The organism is Pseudomonas sp. P179 (assembly GCF_000478485.2).
GTDB lineage: Bacteria > Pseudomonadota > Gammaproteobacteria > Pseudomonadales > Pseudomonadaceae > Pseudomonas > Pseudomonas aeruginosa.
In genome coordinates this window covers 34849-56338 of sequence record NZ_KI517354.1, presented here as the reverse complement: position 1 = coordinate 56338, position 21490 = coordinate 34849, and the positions used below count along the sequence as shown (strand labels likewise).

Annotated in this window: 21 protein-coding genes; 10 read left to right on the top strand and 11 right to left on the bottom strand. The window is 68.8% G+C overall.

Annotated features, from left to right (window positions below):
• The first annotated feature begins 2 nt into the window (after positions 1-2).
• From HMPREF1224_RS13290 to HMPREF1224_RS13255, 8 genes are all read left to right on the top strand, one after another.
• A complete protein-coding gene (locus HMPREF1224_RS13290) occupies positions 3-800 on the top strand; it encodes an ABC transporter permease (RefSeq protein ID WP_003113102.1) in 798 nt (265 codons plus the stop codon).
• Positions 797-1651 carry an ABC transporter ATP-binding protein gene (locus HMPREF1224_RS13285; protein ID WP_003122732.1) on the top strand — a complete coding sequence of 285 codons (855 nt, stop codon included), beginning with the start codon at positions 797-799 and terminating at the stop codon, positions 1649-1651. The genes HMPREF1224_RS13290 and HMPREF1224_RS13285 overlap by 4 nt, the downstream gene beginning before the upstream one ends.
• The gene (locus tag HMPREF1224_RS13280) at positions 1648-2613 is read left to right on the top strand and encodes a HEAT repeat domain-containing protein (protein ID WP_010792997.1); all 966 of its coding nucleotides are present in this window, start codon (positions 1648-1650) and stop codon (positions 2611-2613) included. Before HMPREF1224_RS13285 ends, HMPREF1224_RS13280 begins: the two co-directional genes overlap by 4 nt.
• Positions 2610-2891 carry a DUF971 domain-containing protein gene (locus HMPREF1224_RS13275; protein ID WP_003113105.1) on the top strand — a complete coding sequence of 94 codons (282 nt, stop codon included), beginning with the start codon at positions 2610-2612 and terminating at the stop codon, positions 2889-2891. Before HMPREF1224_RS13280 ends, HMPREF1224_RS13275 begins: the two co-directional genes overlap by 4 nt.
• 341 nt (positions 2892-3232) lie before the next feature.
• Positions 3233-4591: a carbohydrate porin OprB gene (gene oprB / locus HMPREF1224_RS13270; RefSeq protein ID WP_010792996.1), complete on the top strand. Its 1359-nt coding sequence runs from the start codon at positions 3233-3235 to the stop codon at positions 4589-4591.
• Between the two features lie 153 nt (positions 4592-4744).
• Positions 4745-7156, top strand: coding sequence for a glucose/quinate/shikimate family membrane-bound PQQ-dependent dehydrogenase (locus tag HMPREF1224_RS13265; RefSeq protein WP_003089344.1), 2412 nt, complete (start codon positions 4745-4747; stop codon positions 7154-7156).
• A gap of 131 nt (positions 7157-7287) precedes the next feature.
• Positions 7288-9420 carry a TonB-dependent receptor family protein gene (locus HMPREF1224_RS13260; RefSeq protein WP_010792995.1) on the top strand — a complete coding sequence of 711 codons (2133 nt, stop codon included), beginning with the start codon at positions 7288-7290 and terminating at the stop codon, positions 9418-9420.
• 120 nt (positions 9421-9540) lie between these two features.
• Positions 9541-9828, top strand: coding sequence for a hypothetical protein (locus tag HMPREF1224_RS13255; RefSeq protein ID WP_003144096.1), 288 nt, complete (start codon positions 9541-9543; stop codon positions 9826-9828).
• A 12-nt stretch (positions 9829-9840) separates the two neighbouring features.
• Here HMPREF1224_RS13255 and HMPREF1224_RS13250 read toward each other — a convergent pair whose 3' ends face one another.
• From HMPREF1224_RS13250 to HMPREF1224_RS13225, 6 genes are read right to left on the bottom strand one after another with little or no spacing between them, the layout of a single operon-like run.
• Entirely contained in the window at positions 9841-10476 is a 636-nt protein-coding gene (locus HMPREF1224_RS13250; protein ID WP_003089334.1) for a hypothetical protein, read from the bottom strand.
• On the bottom strand, positions 10463-12007 hold the full coding sequence (locus HMPREF1224_RS13245) for a M48 family metallopeptidase (RefSeq protein WP_003122737.1): 1545 nt from the start codon (positions 12005-12007) through the stop codon (positions 10463-10465). Before HMPREF1224_RS13245 ends, HMPREF1224_RS13250 begins: the two co-directional genes overlap by 14 nt.
• On the bottom strand, positions 12008-12670 hold the full coding sequence (locus HMPREF1224_RS13240) for a hypothetical protein (RefSeq protein WP_003089328.1): 663 nt from the start codon (positions 12668-12670) through the stop codon (positions 12008-12010).
• A complete protein-coding gene (locus tag HMPREF1224_RS13235) occupies positions 12667-13338 on the bottom strand; it encodes a hypothetical protein (protein WP_003122739.1) in 672 nt (223 codons plus the stop codon). The genes HMPREF1224_RS13240 and HMPREF1224_RS13235 overlap by 4 nt, the downstream gene beginning before the upstream one ends.
• Entirely contained in the window at positions 13335-14792 is a 1458-nt protein-coding gene (locus tag HMPREF1224_RS13230) for a M48 family metalloprotease (RefSeq protein WP_010792994.1), read from the bottom strand. The genes HMPREF1224_RS13235 and HMPREF1224_RS13230 overlap by 4 nt, the downstream gene beginning before the upstream one ends.
• 6 nt (positions 14793-14798) lie before the next feature.
• Positions 14799-15227: a hypothetical protein gene (locus HMPREF1224_RS13225; protein ID WP_003089323.1), complete on the bottom strand. Its 429-nt coding sequence runs from the start codon at positions 15225-15227 to the stop codon at positions 14799-14801.
• Between the two features lie 287 nt (positions 15228-15514).
• Between HMPREF1224_RS13225 and HMPREF1224_RS13220 the strand changes: the two genes are divergently transcribed.
• A complete protein-coding gene (locus HMPREF1224_RS13220) occupies positions 15515-16369 on the top strand; it encodes a helix-turn-helix transcriptional regulator (RefSeq protein WP_003122741.1) in 855 nt (284 codons plus the stop codon).
• Positions 16370-16381: 12 nt separating this feature from the next.
• Here HMPREF1224_RS13220 and arsH read toward each other — a convergent pair whose 3' ends face one another.
• The 5 genes from arsH to HMPREF1224_RS13195 form a co-directional block, all read right to left on the bottom strand.
• Positions 16382-17074, bottom strand: a complete 693-nt coding sequence (gene arsH / locus HMPREF1224_RS13215; RefSeq protein WP_003117819.1) for an arsenical resistance protein ArsH — start codon at positions 17072-17074, stop codon at positions 16382-16384.
• An 11-nt stretch (positions 17075-17085) separates the two neighbouring features.
• Complete coding sequence (locus HMPREF1224_RS13210) at positions 17086-17556, bottom strand: arsenate reductase ArsC (RefSeq protein WP_003112098.1); 471 nt, start codon at positions 17554-17556, stop codon at positions 17086-17088.
• Between the two features lie 31 nt (positions 17557-17587).
• Positions 17588-18871 (bottom strand): arsenic transporter, encoded by a 1284-nt coding sequence (locus HMPREF1224_RS13205; protein WP_010792993.1) that lies wholly within the window; start codon positions 18869-18871, stop codon positions 17588-17590.
• 13 nt (positions 18872-18884) lie between these two features.
• Entirely contained in the window at positions 18885-19235 is a 351-nt protein-coding gene (locus tag HMPREF1224_RS13200) for a metalloregulator ArsR/SmtB family transcription factor (protein ID WP_003089312.1), read from the bottom strand.
• Positions 19236-19313: 78 nt separating this feature from the next.
• Positions 19314-20204 carry an AraC family transcriptional regulator gene (locus tag HMPREF1224_RS13195; protein ID WP_010792992.1) on the bottom strand — a complete coding sequence of 297 codons (891 nt, stop codon included), beginning with the start codon at positions 20202-20204 and terminating at the stop codon, positions 19314-19316.
• Between the two features lie 208 nt (positions 20205-20412).
• Here HMPREF1224_RS13195 and HMPREF1224_RS13190 point away from each other — a divergent pair, with 208 nt between their 5' ends.
• Positions 20413-21474 (top strand): NAD(P)-dependent alcohol dehydrogenase, encoded by a 1062-nt coding sequence (locus HMPREF1224_RS13190; RefSeq protein ID WP_003160271.1) that lies wholly within the window; start codon positions 20413-20415, stop codon positions 21472-21474.
• Positions 21475-21490: the final 16 nt, after the last annotated feature.

The following is a 21490-nucleotide window of genomic DNA, read 5'->3' as shown; positions in this document are numbered from 1 at the left end:
CCATGAGTTCGCTTCCGATCTCCCGACCCTGGCGCTGGGCCACCCGCGCCGCTTCGCTGGCGGCCTGCCTGGCGTTCTGGCAGCTCGCCGCCGGTCTGCAACTGAATCTGGGCCTGGTGACCTTCGCCAACGTGCCGACGCCCGGTGCGGTGTTGCTGGCGGCCTGCAACCTGGCCCAGTCCAGCGTGCTCCTGGCGCACCTCGGCGCCAGTCTGGCGCGGGTCTTCGCCGGCTATCTGCTGGCCGCCGCGCTGGGCATCGCCCTCGGCCTGGCGATCGGCCGCTCGGCCTGGGCCGAGGCCTTGCTGCTGCCGCCGCTGGAAGTGCTGCGGCCGATCCCGGCGGTGGCCTGGATTCCCCTGGCGATCCTGATGTTCCCTTCGTCGGAGGCCTCGATGATCTTCATTACCTTCACCGGCGCGCTGTTCCCGATCCTGCTCAATACCGTGCATGGCGTGGAGGCGCTCGATCCGCGCCTGCTGGCTTCGGCGCGCAGCCTGGGGGCGGGGCGCCGGGCGCTGCTGCGCGAGGTGCTGCTGCCCGGCGCCGGACCGGGCATCTTCACCGGCCTGGCGATCGGCATGGGCACCTCCTGGTTCTGCCTGGTGACCGCCGAGATGATCTCCGGGCAATGGGGACTGGGTTACTACACCTGGGCTTCCTACAACATCCAGAACTACGACGAGGTGGTGGTCGGCATGCTGCTCATCGGCCTCTTCGGCATGGGCAGCAGTGGGTTGGTGAAGCGCGTCGGCGCGTCGCTGACGCCCTGGTACGCGGCGGGAGGCAAGGTCCGATGACGACGGCCGGCAACAGCCTGGGGCGCATCCAGATCCGCGACCTGAGCATCCGCCTGGGGCAGGGGAGCGAAGCCTTCGAGGCGGTCCGCGATCTGAGCCTGGAGGCGCGGCCGGGCGAGTTCGTCTGCCTGCTCGGGCCTTCGGGATGCGGCAAGTCGACCCTGCTCGGCGCCCTGGCCGGCCACCTGCGGCCAAGCGCCGGCAGCGTGAGGGTCGACGGCCGGAGCGTGGAAGGACCTTCGCCGCAGCGTGGCATGGTATTCCAGCAGCACACCCTGTTCCCCTGGCGGCGGGTCCGCGACAACGTCGCCTTCGGCCTGAAGATGCAGGGCCTGGCCCGCGCCGAGCGCAACCGGCGCGCCATGGAGATGCTCGGACTGGTGGGGCTGGCGGACTTCGCCGGGCGCTGGCCCGGCCAACTGTCCGGGGGTATGCAGCAGCGCGTGGAGATCGCCCGGGTGCTGGTCAACCGGCCGCGCCTGCTGCTGATGGACGAGCCCTTCGGCGCCCTCGACGCGCAGACCCGGCTGAAGATGCAGACCTTGCTGCTGGACGTATGGGCGCGGGTCCGCACCACGGTGCTGTTCGTCACCCACGACATCGACGAGGCCCTGTACCTGGCGGACAGGGTGCTGGTGATGAGCCCCCGTCCGGGACGGATCATCGCCGACCTGGCGCTGGACTTCCCGCGCCCTCGCGACACCCGGCTGGTGACCAGCGCCGACTTCGTGCGCCTGAAACGCCACTGCCTGGAACTGCTCGACCACGACGACGGCCGCCAGTTGCCGCGCCTGACCCCGCTCGGCTTGCCGCCGGGCATCACCCCGGACCGACTGCGGATCGCCATATGACCTGTAAAAACGCCACCCTGCCCGAAATCCTCGAACTGTCGCCGCGCCTGGAGGACGCCGACCCCGGCGTACGCCGCCTGGCGCTGATCGAACTGGCCGACCTGGAGCTGCCGGAGGCGCTGCCGTTGCTGATTGCGGCCCTGCGTGGCGATCCCGACCCCGGCGTGCGCGGCGAGGCCGCGCGCCTGCTGGAGGCCTGGGAGGAAGACGCGGTGGTCGATGCGCTCTGTGCGGCCCTGGCCGATCCGGTGCCGGCGGTGGCCGATGCCGCCGCGCAGAGCCTTGGCGAACTCAAGGAACCGGCCGTCGGGCGGCGCCTGCTGCCGTGGCTCGGGCATGCCGATGCCTTCGTCCGCGCCAGCGTATTGCGTGCGTTGCGCGAACTGCGCCTGGAGGAGAGCGCCGTGCCGGCCCTGGCCGCCCTCGGCGATCCGCAGGCGGCGGTGCGCCGCGAGGCGGTGGCGGTACTCGGCTGGCTCCGCCACCAGCCGGCCCTGGCCGAACTGGCCAGGCTGGCCAGCGCCGATGTCGACCCGGAGGTACGCCGGGCGGCCACCGGCGCCCTCGGCCTGAGCCGCGAGGCGACGGTGCTGCCGGCGCTCTGCGCGGCGCTGGCGGACGCTCAATGGCAGGTTCGCGAAGAGGCGGCGACGACCCTTGGCAAGCTGGGCCGGGAGGAGGCCGGCGAGCCGCTGCTGAAGGCCCTGGCGGACGACTACTGGCAAGTCCGCCTGCGCGCCGCGCGGGCGCTCGGGCGCTTGCGCCACCGGCCGGCGCGGGAGGCGCTGGAAGCATTGCTCGGCCATCCCATCGGCAACCTGCGCAAGGAGGCCGCCCTGGCCCTCGGCGAACTGGCGGACCCGGCCTCGGCCCAGGCCTTGCGGGTCGCCGAAGGCGACGGCGATCCCGAGGTGCGCAAGGCGGTGCGTATCGCCCTGGCGCAACTGCGGGTGCCGGCATGACCCAGCCGCCGCTGCGCCTGCGCAATTCCGCCAGGGACGGCTGGCTGATGCTCGAATGGGCGGACGGCGCGGTCAGCCGGATCGACCATGCTCGCCTGCGCGCCGCCTGTCCCTGTGCGCAATGCCGGGCGCAGCGCCTGCGCGGACGGATCGTCGCGGCGGAGCAGGGCGTGCGCCTGCGCGATATCCGCCTGCAGGGCTACGGCGTGCAGTTGCTGTTCGACGATGGCCACGAGCGCGGTATCTACCCCTGGTCCTATCTGCGCGACGAACTCTGAGGCGGGTATTGTTCCGCTCCCGGCAACAACGTGAAGCGCGTTCATGGGTTTCAGATTGTTGCCACTCCCTGCGTTGTCCCCGTCCCGCCACGGCCACCACCCGGGTGACCCGCTCGAAGGCCCGCCGCCTGGCTTCGTTGTCGTTTCCGTAACACTGTTTTCCAGCCTGAAACGTTTCAGCTTTACTTGCAAAGACCTTATCATTCGCAAATTAACCATTGTTCTGCTTGGCTCAGATCATGAGTCCTCTTCATAAACCCTTGCTCCTTGCAAGGTTATCGAGGAAGTAGAGCGGTCGCTGCGTGCGGCCAGTCGACCATTCGCAACGAGGAAGCGTTCGCGTGAAATCCCATCTTCTCCGCCCGGCCCTGCGCCCCGTGGCCGGCGGCCTATTGTCCGCCTCCCTGCTGTGCAACGCGGTGCACGCCGCCGAGGCGTTCTCGCCGAACTCGAAATGGATGCTCGGCGACTGGGGCGGCAAGCGCACCGAGCTGCTGGAGAAGGGCTACGACTTCAAGCTGGAGTACGTCGGCGAGGCGGCGGCCAACCTCGACGGCGGCTATGACGACGACAAGACAGGACGCTACACCGACCAGTTCGCCCTGGGCGTGCACATGGACCTGGAGAAGATCCTCGGCTGGAAGGCTACCGAGTTCCAGTTCACCGTCACCGAGCGCAACGGCAAGAACCTTTCCAACGACCGCATCGGCGACCCGCGTGCCGGGCACATCAGCTCGGTGCAGGAGGTCTGGGGCCGCGGGCAGACCTGGCGGCTGACCCAGCTGTGGCTCAAGCAGCAGTACTTCGACGGCGCGCTGGACGTGAAATTCGGCCGTTTCGGCGAGGGCGAGGACTTCAACAGCTTCCCCTGCGATTTCCAGAACCTGGCCTTCTGCGGCTCGCAGGTGGGCAACTGGGCGGGGAGCATCTGGTACAACTGGCCGGTCAGCCAGTGGGCGTTGCGGGTGAAGTACAACTTCGCGCCGGACTGGTACGTGCAGGTCGGCGCCTACGAGCAGAACCCGTCGAACCTGGAGACCGGCAACGGCTTCAAGATGAGCGGCAGCGGGACCAAGGGCGCGCTGCTGCCGGTGGAGCTGATCTGGCAGCCGAAGGTCGGCGCCGAGCAACTGCCGGGCGAGTACCGGCTGGGCTACTACTACAGCACGGCGAAGGCCGATGACGTCTACGACGACGTCGACGGCCAGCCGCAGGGGCTGACCGGCAACGACTTCAAGTCGCGCGGCAGCAAGCATGGCTGGTGGGTGGTGGCGCAGCAGCAGGTCACTTCGCACAACGGCGATGCCTCGCGCGGGTTGAGCCTGTTCGCCAACCTGACGGTCCACGACAAGGCGACCAACGTGGTGGACAACTACCAGCAGCTCGGGGTGGTCTACAAGGGGCCGTTCGACGCGCGGCCGAAGGACGACATCGGCCTGGGCATCGCGCGCATCCATGTCAACGACGATGTGAAGAAGCGCCAGCGCCTGGTGAACCAGGTGAACGGCATCGACGATTACGACAACCCGCTGTACCAGCCGCTGCAGGACACCGAGTACAACGCCGAGCTGTACTACGGGGTGCATGTGACCGACTGGCTGACGGTGCGGCCGAACCTGCAGTACATCAAGCAGCCGGGCGGGGTCGACGAGGTCGACAACGCGCTGGTGGCGGGGATCAAGATCCAGACGGTGTTCTAGGCTGTTGCTTCGGACAACCGCGATTCGGTCATGGCCAGCGGCCATTTCTTCAGCGCCGCCCAACGCGGCGCGGCGGGCTGAACAGCCCGGCGTGCAGAACGTAATAGGAGAGTAAGCAATGCCTGTCATCAACCCCGAAGGGAGTACCGGACGATGAGCGAAGGTAACCGCAGTCGATCGCGCCTGCTGCCGAGCCTGCTCGGCCTGTTGATCCTGCTGTCCGGCCTGGCGCTGCTGGCCGGCGGCATCAAGCTGGCGAGCCTGGGCGGCTCGCTGTACTACCTGCTGGCCGGCATCGGCCTGGCCCTGAGCGGACTGTTGCTGCTGCTGGGCAAGCGTGCGGCGCTAGGCCTGTACGCTCTGGTGCTGTTCGCCAGCACCGTCTGGGCGCTGTGGGAAGTCGGCCTGGACTGGTGGCAACTGGTGCCGCGCCTGGCTCTGTGGTTCGTCTTCGGCCTGCTGCTCTGGCTACCCTGGTTCCGCCGCCCGCTGCTGGCCGACGGTCCGGCGCCGCTGGGCACCGCGGCGCTGGGCGTGGCGGTGGTCCTGGCCGGCGCCGCCGCGGTGGGCAGCCAGTTCACCAATCCGGGGCAGATCGTCGGTCGCATCGACCGCGACAGCGGCATGACCAGCACCGCCCCGGCGATGCCGGACGGCGACTGGCAGGCCTACGGGCGCACCGAGTTCGGCGACCGCTACTCGCCGTTGAAGCAGATCACCCCGGCCAACGTCGGCCAGCTCGAGGAAGCCTGGCGCATCCGTACCGGCGACCTGCCGACCGCCGACGATCCGCTCGAACTGACCAACGAGAACACCCCGCTGAAGGTCAACGGCATGCTCTACGCCTGCACCGCGCACAGCAAGGTGCTGGCCCTCGACCCGGACACCGGCGCGGAAATCTGGCGCTTCGATCCGCAGATCCAGAGCCCGGTAGGCTTCAAGGGCTTCGCCCACATGACTTGCCGTGGCGTCTCCTACTACGACGAAGAGCAGTACGCCAGGAGCGACGTCGGCGCGCCGCCGGCCGCGCTCTCCGAGGCCGGCAAGGCGGTCGCCGCCAGTTGTCCGCGGCGCCTGTTCCTGCCCACCGCCGACGCCCGCCTGATCGCGATCAACGCCGACAACGGCAAGGTCTGCGAGGACTTCGGGGTCAAGGGCGCGGTCGACCTGACGGCCGGCATCGGTCCGTTCACCCCGGGCGGCTACTACTCCACCTCGCCGGCGGCGGTCACCCGCAATCTGGTGATCATCGGCGGCCACGTCACCGACAACGAGTCGACCAACGAGCCGTCCGGGGTGATCCGCGCCTTCGACGTGCACGACGGCAAGCTGGTGTGGAACTGGGACAGCGGCAACCCGGACGAGACCGAGCCCCTGGCTCCCGGCAAGTTCTATACCCGCAACTCGCCGAACATGTGGTCGCTGGCCAGCGTCGACGAGAAGCTCGGCCAGGTCTACCTGCCGCTGGGCAACCAGATGCCCGACCAGTGGGGCGGCAACCGCACCCCCGGTGCCGAGAAGTTCAGCGCCGGCCTGGTGGCCCTCGACCTGAACACCGGCAAGCTGCGCTGGAACTACCAGTTCACCCACCACGACCTGTGGGACATGGACGTCGGCAGCCAGCCGACCCTGCTCGACCTGAAGACCGCCGATGGCGTCAAGCCGGCGCTGATCGCGCCGACCAAGCAGGGCAGCCTGTACGTGCTGGACCGCCGCGACGGCACGCCGATCGTGCCGATCCGCGAAGTGCCGGCGCCGCAGGGCGCGGTGGAGGGCGACCATACCGCGCCGACCCAGGCGCGTTCCGACCTCAACCTGCTGCGCCCGCCGCTGACCGAGCGTGACATGTGGGGCAGCAGCCCGTTCGACCAGATGCTCTGCCGCATCCAGTTCCGCTCGCTGCGCTACGAGGGCCAGTACACCCCGCCGTCGGAGCAGGGCAGCCTGATCTATCCGGGCAACGTCGGAGTGTTCAACTGGGGCGGGGTGTCGGTCGACCCGGTGCGCCAGATCCTCTTCACCAGCCCCAACTACATGGCCTTCGTCTCGCAGATGGTGCCGCGCGACAAGGTGCCCAGCGGAAGCAAGCGCGAGGGCGAGACCAGCGGCGTGCAGCCGAACACCGGCGCGCCCTACGCGGTGATCATGCATCCGTTCATGTCGCCCATCGGCCTGCCGTGCCAGGCGCCGTCCTGGGGTGACGTGGCGGGTATCGACCTGACCACCGCCAAGGTCGTCTGGCAGCACAAGAACGGCACCAGCCGCGACAACACCCCGGTGCCGATCGGCCTCACCGTCGGCGTACCGAGCATGGGCGGCTCGATCACCACCGCCGGCGGCGTGGCCTTCCTCAGCGGCACGCTCGACCAGTACCTGCGCGCCTACGACGTGAAGGACGGCAAGCAGCTCTGGCAGGCGCGCCTGCCGGCCGGCGGCCAGGCCACGCCGATGAGCTACACCGGCAAGGACGGTCGCCAGTACGTGCTGATCGTCGCTGGCGGACACGGCTCCTTCGGTACCCGCATGGGCGACTACATCATCGCCTACGCCCTGCCCAGGCAATGACCCGCCCACCGGGAGCCCACAGCCGGCTCCCGGCCTTCCGGGCCTCGGCCCGGAAGGGGCTTTGCCAAGGGGAGGCGCGTTCCCGCCCTTGGCAAAGCCCCTTCGATACCTTGCGACCCGCGGAACCCTGCATGCCGTCCCGACCCCGACCCAGCTTCGTCTCCCACCTGTTGCCCGGCTCCCTGGCGCTCTGCGGCCTGGCCATCGCCTGCGCCGTCCAGGGCGAGGAGCGACGCAGCCTCGAACCCATGGTGGTGACCGGCAGCTACAACCCCAGCGACACCTTCGACCTGCCGTTCTCGGTGGATAGCATCGAGCGTCGGCAGATCGCCGACGGCCAGCTCGGCATCAACCTCTCCGAAGTCCTGCCGCGGGTACCTGGCCTGGTGGTGCAGAACCGCCAGAACTACGCCCAGGACCTGCAAATCTCCTCGCGCGGCTACGGCGCCCGCTCGGCCTTCGGTATCCGCGGGCTGAAGCTGCTCGCCGACGGCATCCCGGCCAGTACGCCGGATGGCCAGGGCCAGGCCGCGACCCTCAACCTCGACGTCGCCGAGCGCATCGAGGTACTGCGCGGGCCGGCCTCGACGATCTACGGCAGCAACGCCGGCGGGGTGATCCAGATGTTCTCCCGCGACGGCCAGGGCGCCCCGCGGGTCGGCGCGGAAGCCACCGTCGGCAGCGATGGCCTGAGCCGCAACCACCTGTACACGGAAGGCGAGGGCGACGGGGTCGGTTTCCTGGTGGATGCCTCGCGGATGGACACCGACGGCTACCGCGACCACAGCGCCGCGCGCCGCGACCAGACCTTCGCCAAGCTCAACTTCAGGCCCGACGCCGACAGCCGCCTGGCGCTGATCTACAGCAGCCTGGAACAGAACGACACTGAAGATCCGCTGGGGCAGACCTGGGACGCCTACAAGCACGACCCGCGCTCCGTCACCGCCAACGCCGAGCTGTACGACACGCGCAAGAGCATCGACCACCAGCAGGCCGGGATGAACTACGAGCGCTACTTCGGCGAGGCGACCTTGCAGGTCAACGCCTACGTGGGCAAGCGCAGTGTCGTGCAGTATCAGGCGATACCCAAGCAGATAGGATGCGAGAGTAATCCGCGTTGCCAGAGAAACGGCGCGGTGATCGACTTCGACCGCGACTTCCACGGTGGCACCGTGCGCTGGCTGCAACCGGTAAGCCAGGCGCCGGGCGAGCTGAACCTGACCGTCGGCCTCGACTACGACCAGAGCCGCGACGACCGTCGCGGCTACCAGAACTTCAACGGCGACCAGCTCGGCGTGAAGGGCGAGTTGCGCCGCGACGAGGTGGACACCGCCACCAGCCTCGATCCCTACCTGCAGGCGAGCTGGGCCATCGACGCCTGGACCCTGCAGGCCGGGGTGCGCCACAGCACCATGAAGATGGAGGTCGACGACCGCTACCTGAGCAACGGCGATGCCAGCGGCTCGCGGCGCTACCGGAAGAACACCCCGTCGTTCTCGGTGATGTACGCCTTCACCCCCGACCTGCACGGCTACCTCAGCGCCGGCAAGGGCTTCGAGACTCCGACCCAGGCGGAGATGGCCTATGCGCCGGTGGCGGCGAACGCGCCGGACGTCTTCAACTTCGGCCTCAAGCCAGCCACCAGCAGCCAGTACGAAGCCGGGCTGAAGGCGCGCCTGTGGGGCAATACGCGGGTCAACGCGGCGATCTTCCAGATCCGCACCGAGGACGAGATCGTCGTCGCCAGCTCCCTCGGCGGTCGCACCAGCTACCAGAACGCCGGCAAGACCCTGCGTCGCGGCTTCGAACTGGGCCTGGAGAGCGAACTGAGCGAGCACTGGAACGCCAACCTGGCCTATACCCGGCTATCCGCCACCTACGATTCGGATTTCAAGGCCGGCGGCAAGACCATCGGCAAGGGCAAGCACCTGCCGGGCGTGCCGGAAAGCAGCCTGTTCGGCGAACTGGTGTGGAAGCCCGCGGAGGGCATCAGCATGGGCTGGGAAGGCATGTACCGCAGCCAGGTCTACGTCGAGGACAGCAACAGCGAAAAGGCCGCGCCGAGCTATGCGGTATTCAACTGGCGCACCCGCTTCGAGCAGCGCCTGGGAGCCTGGGCCTTCCACCAGCTGGTGCGCCTGGACAACCTGTTCGACCGCCAGTACGTCGGCTCGGTCATCGTCGGCGACGGCAACCGGCGTTACTACGAAGCGGCCCCCGGGCTGTCCTGGTACGCGGGAGCCGGGGTCGAATACCAGTTCTGAAGTGCCGGATGCGCTTGTTCGCGCTACCCGGCCAGCCCTTGTCAGCGTCGTCAATTCCGATTACTGTATGGATGTACAGTAATCGGAAATCGCCTGCCTGCGCGACAAGGAGCACCGATCATGAGCCACAACCTTGCCGAACTGCCGCTGTCCCGACGCCGCGCCCTGGAGCGCGAGAAACAGGCCTGCCTGCGCCTCCACCTGTCCCGCAATCGTGCCAGCGAACGCCTGGAGTGCGCCGTGCGCGACGAAGTCGAGCGCCTGCTGGGTGCCCGCGAACGCCAGGGGGCCGGCTGGCCGGAGTGGGTCAGCGCGGAGCTCTGCGTGGCGGACGACCCGCTCTTCGTGCGCAAGGTGGTGGCGCGCCTGAAAGCCGCGGTGGACTGGCAACGCCAGCGCGCAGCCTGAGCGTTGCTCGCTTCAGGCCCCGCTGCCGTCGCTCCCGGGCGCGCGATGATGTTGCAGGGCGCGCTGGCGATGGCCGGCGAGGATGTACCGGTAGATCAGTCGTGCGAGTGGCTCCAGTTCCATTTTCTGGCCGTTCAGCGCGGCGCCGCAGAGTGCCAGCTTGACCCGCTTGCCTCCGGCCACCGCACGGGCTTCGGGGCGGGCGAAAGCCCGCGGGTCGAAACGGGCATGGCTGTCGAAACGCGGTGCCGTGCAATCGAAGGTGGTCGCGAAGGTGAGTTCCAGCCAGCGCCCGCGCTCGATCTCCAGCGACTGGAAGGTGTACATCGGCACCTGCGGCGCGTTGGCGAAGGCGATGCTCTCCGGGGTCAGGGTGAGCGCGACCTGGCCGTGGCGCCGGTAGAGGAACACGCCCGCCAGGCAGGCGTACAGGCCGCCGCCCAGCAGCAGCGCGGCTGGCAGCCAGAACAGCCATTGGCCACTGGCCAGGCGCCAGGCGTGGGGCAGCGAAGCGAGCCAGAGACCGGTGGCGCCAGCCACCAGGCCAGCGAGCAGGGCAACGCAGGCGGTGCCCCGCGAGACCTCGCGGATCTCGCAGCGGGCTTCCAGCGGCGGCAGTTCGTCGAGGGTTTCGTCAGTTTCTTGCATGGGGATTCTCACAGGTCTTGCCGAGCAGGTCGGCGCTGAGCGCTCGGCTCAACGCCAGGGGGGCGCCGAACCAGACGCCCAGCGCCTGGCTCGGCGGTCGTGTCGGAACGGCCCGGCCGGCGGTCCCGGCCCAGGTGCGTTCGAAGCTCTCTCCCAGCGCCGTGCAGCGCAGGCCCAGCGGAGGGTGGGTATCCTGCGGATGGACCTGGAGTCCCTCCGCCCCGGGGGCCGGTGCTTCCAGGCCGGACTGGCCCAGGTAGACGTGGATGGCGTCCACCAGGTTGTCCGGCGCGCGCGCCGGAGCGAGCAGGCAGTGTTCGAGGAACGCCCGTATCGGCGCGCCGGCCGCCGCGCTGCGCAGCAGGGCCGAGGCCATCGCCGGCGCACCGGCCAGTTGTGCGGCGCGGCGGTCGGCGGCGAATTCGCGCAGGCGGCTCCAGTGGTTCACGGCGAGGCCGAAACGTTCGAGGAAGTACCCGGCCAACAGTCGCGCCGGTTCCAGTGCCGCACGTTCGAAGACGTTGGCTTCCTGCTCCTCGATGGCGGCCAGTTGGCTCGCGGCGCCCTGGTAGATCGGCAGGAAGCGCAGGCTGTAATGGGCGTCGCGGCCGGCGAAGTGGGCCAGTTCGTGAGCGATCACTGCACTCAGTTCGGCGCGGTCCAGCAGGCCCAGCAACGGTAGCGAGAGGTATAGGCTGCGTCCTTGCAGATGCTCGCCGGAAGGTTGCAGGCAGACGCGGTTGGCGGTCACGTAGAAGCCGTCGCAGAGACCTACCAACAGGTGCTGCGGGGCTGGCGTGTCGAGGCGCGCCGCCAGCTCGCGCAGTAGCGTCCAGAGTTCCGGTGCATCCTCTTCGCCCAGCCGGCGGCCGATGACATCCAGGGCCGGCGCCGGGCGCAGGCGCAAGCGGCTGATCTTCGCCAGCATTTGCCACGCCGACGCCAGCAGGCCGAGAAGGATCAGCGCCACGCTCAGTTGGGTGCGTCCTTCGCTGACCGGAACCTGGCCGACCCGCCACAGCCCGAGGATCTCGAACGTTCCGGCACAGGCCAGGGCCAGGGCGAGCAGGCCGATCTGGGCGAGGAGCAGGCAGGGCAGCAGGCGTCGGCCCAGCTCGAACCACAGGAGCAGGCAGCGACGCGAGCGCAGTGCGCTGCGTGCGGCGCCGGCGATGCCGGCCAGGGAGACGGCTCCCAATACGGCGACCAGCGCCGCCAGGCAGGCTCCGCTATCGGCGAGGACGGCGGCGAAGCGATTCAGGCGCTGTGCGCTTCGTGTGTCGGCGAGTCGCTCGTCGAGCCGCGCCAGGGCCAGGTCGCGCACATAGGCCCGGCCGTCCACCCGGACGCTGGCCCTCGGCGGCAGCGCCCGCGCTTCGGCGAGCGCGCGCTCGACCCGCTGCTGCGCGGCGCCCAGTCGCTCGGCCTGCTGCTCGGCGCGCCAGGACTGCCAGGCGCCGAGCCCCGCCAGCAGCGCTGGAACCAGCACCAGGCAAAGCAGCAGCCTTCGCGGATGGACCGTGCCCTTCACTCAGCCCTGGCTGCGCAGTTGTTGCAGGTAGCGCTGGGCGTGGGCGGCCTGGATGTAGGCGTCGAGGATCGCCGCCATGTCGTCGCAGTCCAGCTTCTTGCCATCGCTCTGCAGGCCGGCCGACATGATGGTGATGCGCGGGTCCTTGCCTTTGAAGGCCATGGCCTGGGAGGCGAACACCTGGCGTACGGCGCGATGGGTCGGCAGCGGCGTTTCGGGCCGCAGGTGGAGGGTCTGGGTGGTTTGCAGCATGTCGGCCTTGACGCTGAAATCGATGACGTCGGCCAGCTCGACCGGAGCCGACAGGCTGTCGGCCCAGAGCTGGGTACGGGTCAGGCGCATGAAGGGGGTCTTGCCTGAGTTGCGATGCTGGTAGCCGAGGAACAGCCCGAACAGGCCGAGCAGCAAGCCGACGACGCCGACCCCCGGCTTGCCCTGGGAGAACCACATGCCGGTCATGATGAAGGGCACGATGCTCAGCAGCGGACCCAGCACCACGTACTTGCGGGTATTGGTGAACTCGGTGGCCGGCGGTACGTTGGCGATCACCCGCTCCAGGTGGGCGATGACCTCGGCGGTCTTCGCCTGGTTCAGCTCTTCGTGTTCGGCACCGAGGGTTTCGGCGAGGTTGGAGACGAGGTCCCGGGGTTCCTGGTTGCTCATGGAAATATCCTTGGAGTTGGGAGTGAAGAGGAAGCACTGGGCGGGATCTCGCCCAGTTGGCGGAGCCGGGCCTGGGCGCGGGCGATGTCCAGGTAGAGGTCGATGACCTCCGCGGCTTCCAGTAGCGACAGGTTGCGACCGTTGAGGCGCCAGCCGGGGGACAGCAGGCGAACCCGTGGGCCGTCCCGGCATTCGCTGACGGCACGCGCGGCGAACGGATCGAGCGGGCGCGTGGATGGTGCCGGTAGCGCCTTGCCGTGCAGTTCGAGGACTATCGCGGAGAACCAGACCCCGTCCTCCAGGCGCAGGTCGGCGACCTCCAGCAGGTCCAGCGGCGCCGACAGGCTGCGGGCGCGCAGGCGCCCCTGGCCGAGGACGAGGAACGGCGCGCTCCTGGCGTTGCGCTGCAGGCAGGCCAGGCACATGAGGAGGGCGGCCGCCGCCAGCAGGCACAGCGCCGCCGCCTCATGGCCGGGACCGGGGTGGTCGCGCAAGGTCCAGGCGCCGCCGAGCAGCAGCAGGCCGAGCAGGGCGGACAGCGGCGCCGCGCCACGGGCGGCGCCGATGCTTATCCGGTTGGGGACGCTGGCGACGAAGCGCCGCAACTGCGTGGCTTCGTCGCCCCTTGTCCCGGCGGGGCAGGGCGTTTGCGCGCCCGGCGGGATCACCGGCTTTCCCCGTGGCCTGCATCGAGCAGGCGGTTGAGCCACTGCGTGTCGTCGGCGCTGACGATGCGCCTTGCCTGTCGCAGCAGATCGTCGTCGAGCGCCAGGGAAAGGTCCGCGATCCGCTGGTAGGTCGGCGGGTGACTGTCGAAGGGGTGTTCCAGGCGGCGAGCGCTGTCGTGTTCGTCCAGTTCCAGGGAGTTCCCGCGCAGATGGTCGGTCAGCGCATGCACCAGGTTGCGCGTCTGCGGGCTGGCCAGCAGGCGTTCGATCAGTCCTGCAAGGGCGCAGGTGCGTAGCAGCGCGATGGCGAAGACCCGCGCGCCGGCTACCCGCGCCCCGACCTTGTCGGCGGCCAGTTCCTGGCGGCGATTCCAGTGCAGGTAGGCGCGCTCGAAGCGATCGAGGAAGTACAGCGCGGCCCACAGGCCCGGCTTGCCGAGCAGGCCGACATGCCCATCCTCGGGGGCGGCGATGCGTTCGATGCGCAGGCGCACCTGCCGCTGCAGGAGCGACAGGGATGCACCGTGGGCGGTGTCGCCGGCGGCGAAGTGGCCTAGTTCGTGGCCGATGATCGCGGCGCTTTCGGCCTCGCTCATGACCGAGGCATAGGTCAGCGGGATGTACAGGGTACGCCCCTCCAGCGGAATGCCGCGGGGTGCCAGCAGGACCTTGGCCTGGGTGACGAAGTAGCAGTGCTCGATGCCGGTGACGACATGGTCCGGTAGCGGCGCTCCGGCGCGGTCGGCGATCTGTCCCAGCCATTGCCAGAGGCCGGGCGCGGCGACCCGGTCGAGTTCGCGGCCGAGCAGGTGGAGCACCGGTTCCTCCAGCGGCAGCAGTTCGCCGCGCAGGCGCCGCAGCATGAGCAGGCCGCCGAGGAACAGCAGCCAAAGCGGCAGCGAGAAGAGCAGGGCGACGAAGCCGTGGCTGTGCCAGTGGCTGTAGCTCCACAGCGCTTCGTAGAGCAACTGGCTGGCCAGGGCGGCGACCAGCAGGCCAGCGTGCAGCGGGACCAGTCGACCGAGGCGCCGCCAGGCCGGCGCGAGGTGGCCGAGCAGGTAGGCTTGCGAGCGCATCGAGCGGCGCCCGTCGTATTCCAGTCTCGCCAGCAAGGCGGCCGCGACCAGCGCCGACGCCAGCGCGCAGAGCTTGCCGATAGCGGCCAGCCAGCCGCGCAGAGCCAGCCAAGGATGGTCGCGGCGGATGGCCTCGGCGTCTTCGGCGAACTGGTGAAGATGACCTTCGACGCCATAGGCCGGACGGAACAGGTGACGGGGAATGGCGCCGGCGGCGTCCGGGTCGTTGCGCACCGAGGCGCTCCAGTCGCGCATGAACTGTTCGTCGCGCAGGGTCGAGTCGACCCGGAAGGCCTGCACGGCGGACCAGGCGTAGAGCGCCAGGGGAATCAGGAAGAGGAATGCGAGCAGCCTTACCCGTAGCGTATCGTGGCTCATCCGCGTTTATTTCTGCTCGAGGTAGTCGGTCAGGAATGCCTGGGGCTCGCCTGCGGACGACAGCGACTCGCTATAGGCGACCTGCCGCGTCTGCTGTTCGCCGGGCAGGTAGAGCTCGCCCCAGCCGTCGCGCACGATCAGGATCACATACTTGCTGCCGTTCAGTTCGGTGGAGTAGCGACTGTCCCTGGCGCTCTTTTCCACTTTTACCTTGTGGATCAGGCGGTCCCAGTCGTGGTCCAGACCTTCGACCTGCAACAGCGCTTCGCCGGCCGCCGCTTCGCCGATACGCAGGGTCCAGACCTTGAGCCCCTGCTGGCCCTGGTAGGCCACCACCTTGTCGGCGACTGGCGGCCGCGCCTCTTCGGCCTGCGCCGTGCAGGATCCCCACGCCAGTGCGCCCATCAGCAGTGCCGCAGTCCACTTTGCTATCATTCTCGCCCCCTTTGGCAACGCGATGTAAAAGGGGCGCATCTATTAATACAGGCGCGAGCCACGAACAACCGAGGCGGCCGCCGCTCACAGGAAAAGCGTCGTCGCCCACAGGTTCGGTTCGATCAGCGCACGGAACCATCCTGGAAAGCCGCTGCCTGAACCGGTTCAGATGGTTGCGTCCCACCGATACCTACGCCATGGAAAGCTGGAATCCCTACCACGACACGGAGCTCTATTTCGACGCTCCTTCACCCCTGAGCCAGTCGCAGATCCTCGACGCGCGCGAAATGCTCGGCAGCGCCACCGGTCACTACCAGGCGCGGACGGTGCGCCCGTCGATGCAGTATTTCGATTGCGACCTGAGCTTCACCGAGCCGCTGCGAACCCACAAGGTGCTGCCGGAAGGCCTGTGCATCGTGCAGATGTTCGACGGCCAGTGGCGGCACAGCGTCGACGGCGGCGAGCCTTATCTCTACAACCTGGGCGGTCCTTCGGTGCTCGGCACCGGCGAGCCGATGGAGGCCTTCGATATCCTGCCGGCGGGCAGCCGCGTGCGCCTGGGCGGGCTGCGGATCGCCGCCAGCTATCTGGAAGAGGAACTGGAAACCGGCGATGGCGCCCTGCGGCCGCTGGCGCGGCTGAAGGGCGACGGCGCGAGCTTTACCCAGTTGTCCCGTTGCGGCGCCATCACCGCCCTGTTCGAGCGCCTCTACCAGAATCCATACCGCGGCGCCCTCGGACGCCTGCACGAAGAGAGCCTGACCCTGGGCTTGCTGGTGGAGCTGGCCGCCTACCTGGGCGGCGCGGACCTTCGTCGCGCGCGCACCCCACGCGCCCAGCGCGACCTGGCCCATGAAGCGCGCCGCCTGCTGGAGGCGAACCTCGGTGAGCCGCCGGCCAGCCTCGAACTGGCGCGCCAACTGGGGGTCGGCGAAACCACCCTGCGGCGGATTTTCAAGAACGAGTTCGGTCGCTCGATGTTGCAGTACGTCCGCGACCGGCGTCTCGAGATCGGCCGGCAGATGGTCCGCGAGGGTCGCTGGCAGATCGCGCAGATAGCCTATCGCCTGGGTTACTCCAGTCCGGAAAACTTCACCCATGCCTACCGCGCGCGCTTCGGCCATCCGCCGGGGCGCGAGTGAGGCGGACGCGGTTCAGAGCGAACGCTGGTCGACCCGCGCGGAAAGCTGCTCGGCGCTTTCCTTGCGCTCCGAATAGCGGTCCACCAGGAAGTCCGTGCGCTCGCGCAGGAGCAGGGTGAACTTGAACAACTCCTCCATCACGTCGACCACCCGGTCGTAGTAGGGCGATGGCTTCATCCGGCCCGCTTCGTCGAACTCCAGGTAGGCCTTGGGAACCGAGGACTGGTTGGGAATGGTGAACATGCGCATCCAGCGACCCAGCACGCGCAACTGGTTGACCACGTTGAACGACTGCGAGCCGCCGCAGACCTGCATCACCGCCAGGGTCTTGCCCTGGGTCGGGCGCACCGCCCCGAGTGCCAGGGGAATCCAGTCGATCTGCGCCTTGAATACCGCGGACAGCGCACCGTGGCGCTCGGGCGAGCACCAGACCTGGCCTTCCGACCACTGCACCAGGTCGCGCAACTCGCGGACCTTGGGATGCTCCACCGGTGCATCGTCGGGCAATGGCAGCCCGGATGGGTCGAAAATCCGCGTTTCGGCACCGAAGCGTTCGAGCAGGCGTGCGGCCTCCAGCACCAGCAGGCGGCTGAAGGAGCGCTCGCGGGTCGAGCCGTAGAGCAGGAGGATGCGCGGCCTGTGCCCGGAGACGGGGGGCGGGTCGCCGAGCAGCGCGGGATCGAGGTTGGGTAGTTGTTCGGACATGCTTCCTCCGGTCAGAGCGAGCCGATGCGCTCCAGCTCACGCTTGAGCTGGTCGCGATCCAGGGTAGCGAAGGGCAGGCCGAGGAAGGCTCGGCAACGCTGTTCGATGCGTGCCAGGGTGGCGTGGAACGCCGCATCCCGCAGGGCTTCGTCGCCATCCAGGGCGGAGGGATCGGCCAGGCCCCAATGGGCCTTCAGCGCTGCGCCGAGATACAGCGGGCAGGCTTCCCCCGCGGCGGCGTCGCAAACGGTGATGACGATGTCCGGCGGTGCGCCTTCGAAGGCTTCGCTGCCCTTGCTGTACAGGCCGTGGGTGGCGATGCCGGCCTGTTCGAGGGTCGCCAGGCTGCGCGGATGCACCCGCCCGCTGGGCTGGCTGCCGGCGCTGCATGCCTCGAAACCCGGCGGGGCCAGGTGGTTGAACATGGCTTCGGAAAGAATGCTGCGGCAACTGTTGGCCGTGCACATGAACAGGACTCGCATGGGATGCTCCTGCCGCCGTCGCCGGCGGCCGTCAGATGGCCAGGCGCAGGGCCAGGGCCGAAAGGGTCGCCAGCAGGACCGGCAGGGTCAGCAGGGCGCCGACCCTGAAGTAGTAGCCCCAGGTGATGCGCATGCCTTTGCGCGCCAGCACGTGCAGCCAGAGCAGCGTCGCCAGGCTGCCGATAGGGGTGATCTTCGGACCCAGGTCGCAGCCGATGACGTTGGCGTAGATCATCGCTTCGCGCACCGCGCCGGCGGTGTCGCTGGCCTGGATCGACAGGGCGCCGAGCAGCACGCTGGGCATGTTGTTCATTACCGACGAGAGGGCGGCGGAAAGCAGTCCGGTACCCAGCGCGGCCGCCCATACGCCGTGCTCGGCCAGGCGGTTCAGGAGCTGCGCCAGGAGGTCGGTGAGACCGGCGTTCTTCAGGCCGTAGACCACCAGGTACATGCCCAGCGAGAAGACCACGATCTGCCAGGGCGCTTCGCGCAGCACCCGCCGGGTCGAGATCACCCGCCCGCGCCCGGCCACCGCCAGCAGCAGTGCCGCACAGGCCGCGGCCACCGCGCTGACGGGGACGCCCAGCGGCTCCAGGGCGAACAGCCCGGCGAGCAGGACCAGCAGCATCCAGCCACCGACGACGAAGGTCGCGCGGTCGCGGATCGCCGCCCGCGGCGGCTTCAATTGCTCCAGCGCATAGACCGGCGGCAGGTCGCGGCGGAAATAGAGGAACAGCACCAGCAGGGAGGACGCGACGCTCACCAGGTTTACCGGCAGCATGACCGCGGCGTACTCGCCGAAGCCGAGCCCGAAGTAGTCGGCCGAGACGATGTTCACCAGGTTCGAGACCACCAGCGGCAGGCTGGCGCTGTCGGCGATGAAGCCCGCCGCCATGACGAAGGCCAGGGTCGCCGCCGGGCTGAAGCGCAGGGCCAGCAGCATCGACATCACGATGGGCGTGAGGATCAGCGCCGCGCCGTCGTTGGCGAACAGCGCCGAGACCGCCGCGCCGAGCAGCACGCAGAAGGCGAACAGGCGCCGGCCGTCGCCGCCAGCCCAGCGCGCGACGTGCAGCGCGGCCCATTCGAAGAAGCCGGCCTCGTCCAGCAGCAGGCTGATGACGATCACCGCGATGAAGGTGGCGGTGGCATTCCAGACGATGTTCCAGACGGTCGGGATGTCGCCCGGCGCGACGCTGCCCAGCGCCAGGGCGAGCAGGGCACCGATGCTGGCGCTCCAGCCGATGCCGAGGCCCCTGGGCTGCCAGATGACCAGGACCAGGGTGAACAGGAAGATGGCGAAGGCGATCAGCATGGGGCGGCTCGCGCTATTGGCAGCAGGCGGAGGCGCGCTGCGGGCGGCCGTCCATGTCGCGCAGGCGCGCTGCGTCGGCTTGCAGCCAGTCGCCGTTGGCCCGCAGGGTCACTTGCAGGACTTCGTGGATCCAGGCCGGCAGCGCAGGGTTCAGGCGGTAATACACCCACTGGCCCTGGCGACGGTCGAGGAGCAGCCCGGCACTGCGCAACTGGGCCAGGTGGCGGCTGATCTTCGGCTGGCTGTCGGCGAGGGCGCACATCAGTTCGCAGACGCACAGTTCGCCCTGGTCGACGATCAGCAGGGTGGCGCGAACGCGCGTCTCGTCGGCCAGGCACTTGAACACTTCGGCGGGGCTGGGCATCGCTGGGCCTTCCTGGATATATGGAAAGCTGAATATACGGATATCCGTATGTATTGCAAGCGCCCCCGCTCCCGCCGGCTAGCGGCGGGCGGCCTGGACTTCCTCGCTCGGCGTGCGCCCGAAGTAGCGCTTGAACTCGCGGCTGAACTGCGAGGGACTCTCGTAGCCGACCTGGTTGGCGGCGGTACTGGCGTTCAGCCCGTCCTGCACCATCAGGCTCCAGGCCTTGTACAGGCGCACGCTCTTCAGGTACTGGAGGGGCGAGGTGAAGGTCATCGCCTTGAAGTTGTGGTGGAAGGTCGACACGCTCATGTTCGCCTCGCGAGCCAGGGTGTCGATGTCCAGCGCACTGGCGTAGTCGGTGTGGATGCGCCGCAGGGCCCTGGCCATGCGCCCGTAGCCGCTGTGCCGGCCGGCCACCGCACGCAGGGCGTTGCCCTGCTCGCTGCGCAGGGCGCGGAAGATGATCTCGCGGACCAGTTGCGGGCCGAGGATATGGCTGTCCAGCGGGCTCGGCAGGCAGCCCAGCAGGCGCATCACCGCATCGGCCATCCCCGCGTCCAGCGGTACCGAAGCCATCGGCGCGCTGGGTGCCAGCTCATTGTCGTCGTCGCTGCCGGGAGCCTCTTCCATCTGTAGCAGCAGTTCCTTCAAGGTGCCGATATCCACGTCGACGCTCACTCCCAGCAAGGGTTCGGCGGCGGAGGCGTGGGTTTCGCATTCGAACGGCAGGGGCACCGACATCACCAGGTAGCGTTCGGCGTCGTAGCGGTAGGTTTCGCCGCCGAGGAAACCGATCTTCTGGCCCTGGGCGAGGATGCAGATGCGCGGCTCATAGAACACCGGGCTGCGCGGATAGGCCTGTTCGGCGCGCATCAGGCGAACCCCGGGGATGCGGGTGGCGTCGAAACCCGGTTCGTCTTGCAGGGTGGCGATCAGCGACGCCATGTCGGTGGAAGTAGTGCTCATGCCTTGGCTGTTTCTCCAGGAGGGGAGGCAAACGTAGCAACCCCGTGCGCGCCTGGGCAGTGGCGGCACGCAACATCGGCACGAATGGGCAAGGCTTCGACAGGAATGGACATTCTGCGGCGGCGCCCATCCGGCGAACAATTGCCCCCCGAACGGACCGCCGCCAGCAAGCCGTCGCGGCCCGCCATCCTGCGCAGAGGACACACCGATGACCCTACAGATCCGCGGCTACGCCGCCCAGTCCGCCAGCACCCCGCTGACCGCCCATCGCTTCGAACGCCGCGCGCCGCGCGCCGACGACCTGGTGATCGACATCCTCTACTGCGGCGTCTGCCACTCGGACCTCCATCAGGCGCGCAACGAATGGCACAACAGCCTGTACCCGCTGGTGCCGGGCCACGAGATCATCGGCCGGGTCGCCAGCGTCGGCGAGGCGGTGAGCGGTTTCGCGGTCGGCGAACTGGTCGGCGTCGGCTGCATGGTCGACTCCTGCCGGCACTGCGCCGCCTGCTCCGAGGGCCTGGAGCAGTATTGCGCGGAATACCCGACCCTGACCTACAACGGCCGCGACCGCCACGACGGCCTGCCGACCTTCGGCGGCTACTCGGAGCGCATCGTGGTCTCGGCCAGGTTCGTCCTGCGCATTCCCCAGGGGCTCGATCCGAAGGCGGCGGCGCCGCTGCTGTGCGCCGGGATCACGTCCTACTCGCCACTGCGTCACTGGAAGGTCGGCCCCGGCAGCCGGGTGGCGGTGGTCGGCCTGGGCGGCCTCGGTCACATGGGCCTGAAGTTCGCCAGGGCGCTCGGTGCCGAGGTGGCCCTGTTCACCCGCTCGCCGGGCAAGGAAGAGGAAGCGCGGCGGCTCGGCGCCGACCAGGTGATCCTTTCCACCGACCCACAGCGGATGGCCGCCGTCGCCGGACGCTTCGACCTGATCCTGGACACCGTGCCGCACCAGCACGACCTCAATCCATATCTGGCGACCCTCAAGCGCGACGGCACCCTCGTACTGGTCGGCCTGCTCGAGCCGCTGGAGCCGGCGGTGCACGGTGCGCAACTGGTGATGGGACGCCGCTCGATCGCCGGCTCGGCCATCGGCGGCATCGCCGAGACCCAGGAAATGCTGGATTTCTGCGCGGCCCACGGGATCGCCTGCGACATCGAGATGATCGAGATCCAGCAGATCAACCAGGCCTACGAGCGGATGCTGGCCAGCGACGTGAAGTATCGCTTCGTGATCGACATGGCCTCCCTGCCGAAGTCCTTCTGAGACGGGCCGTCGGCGC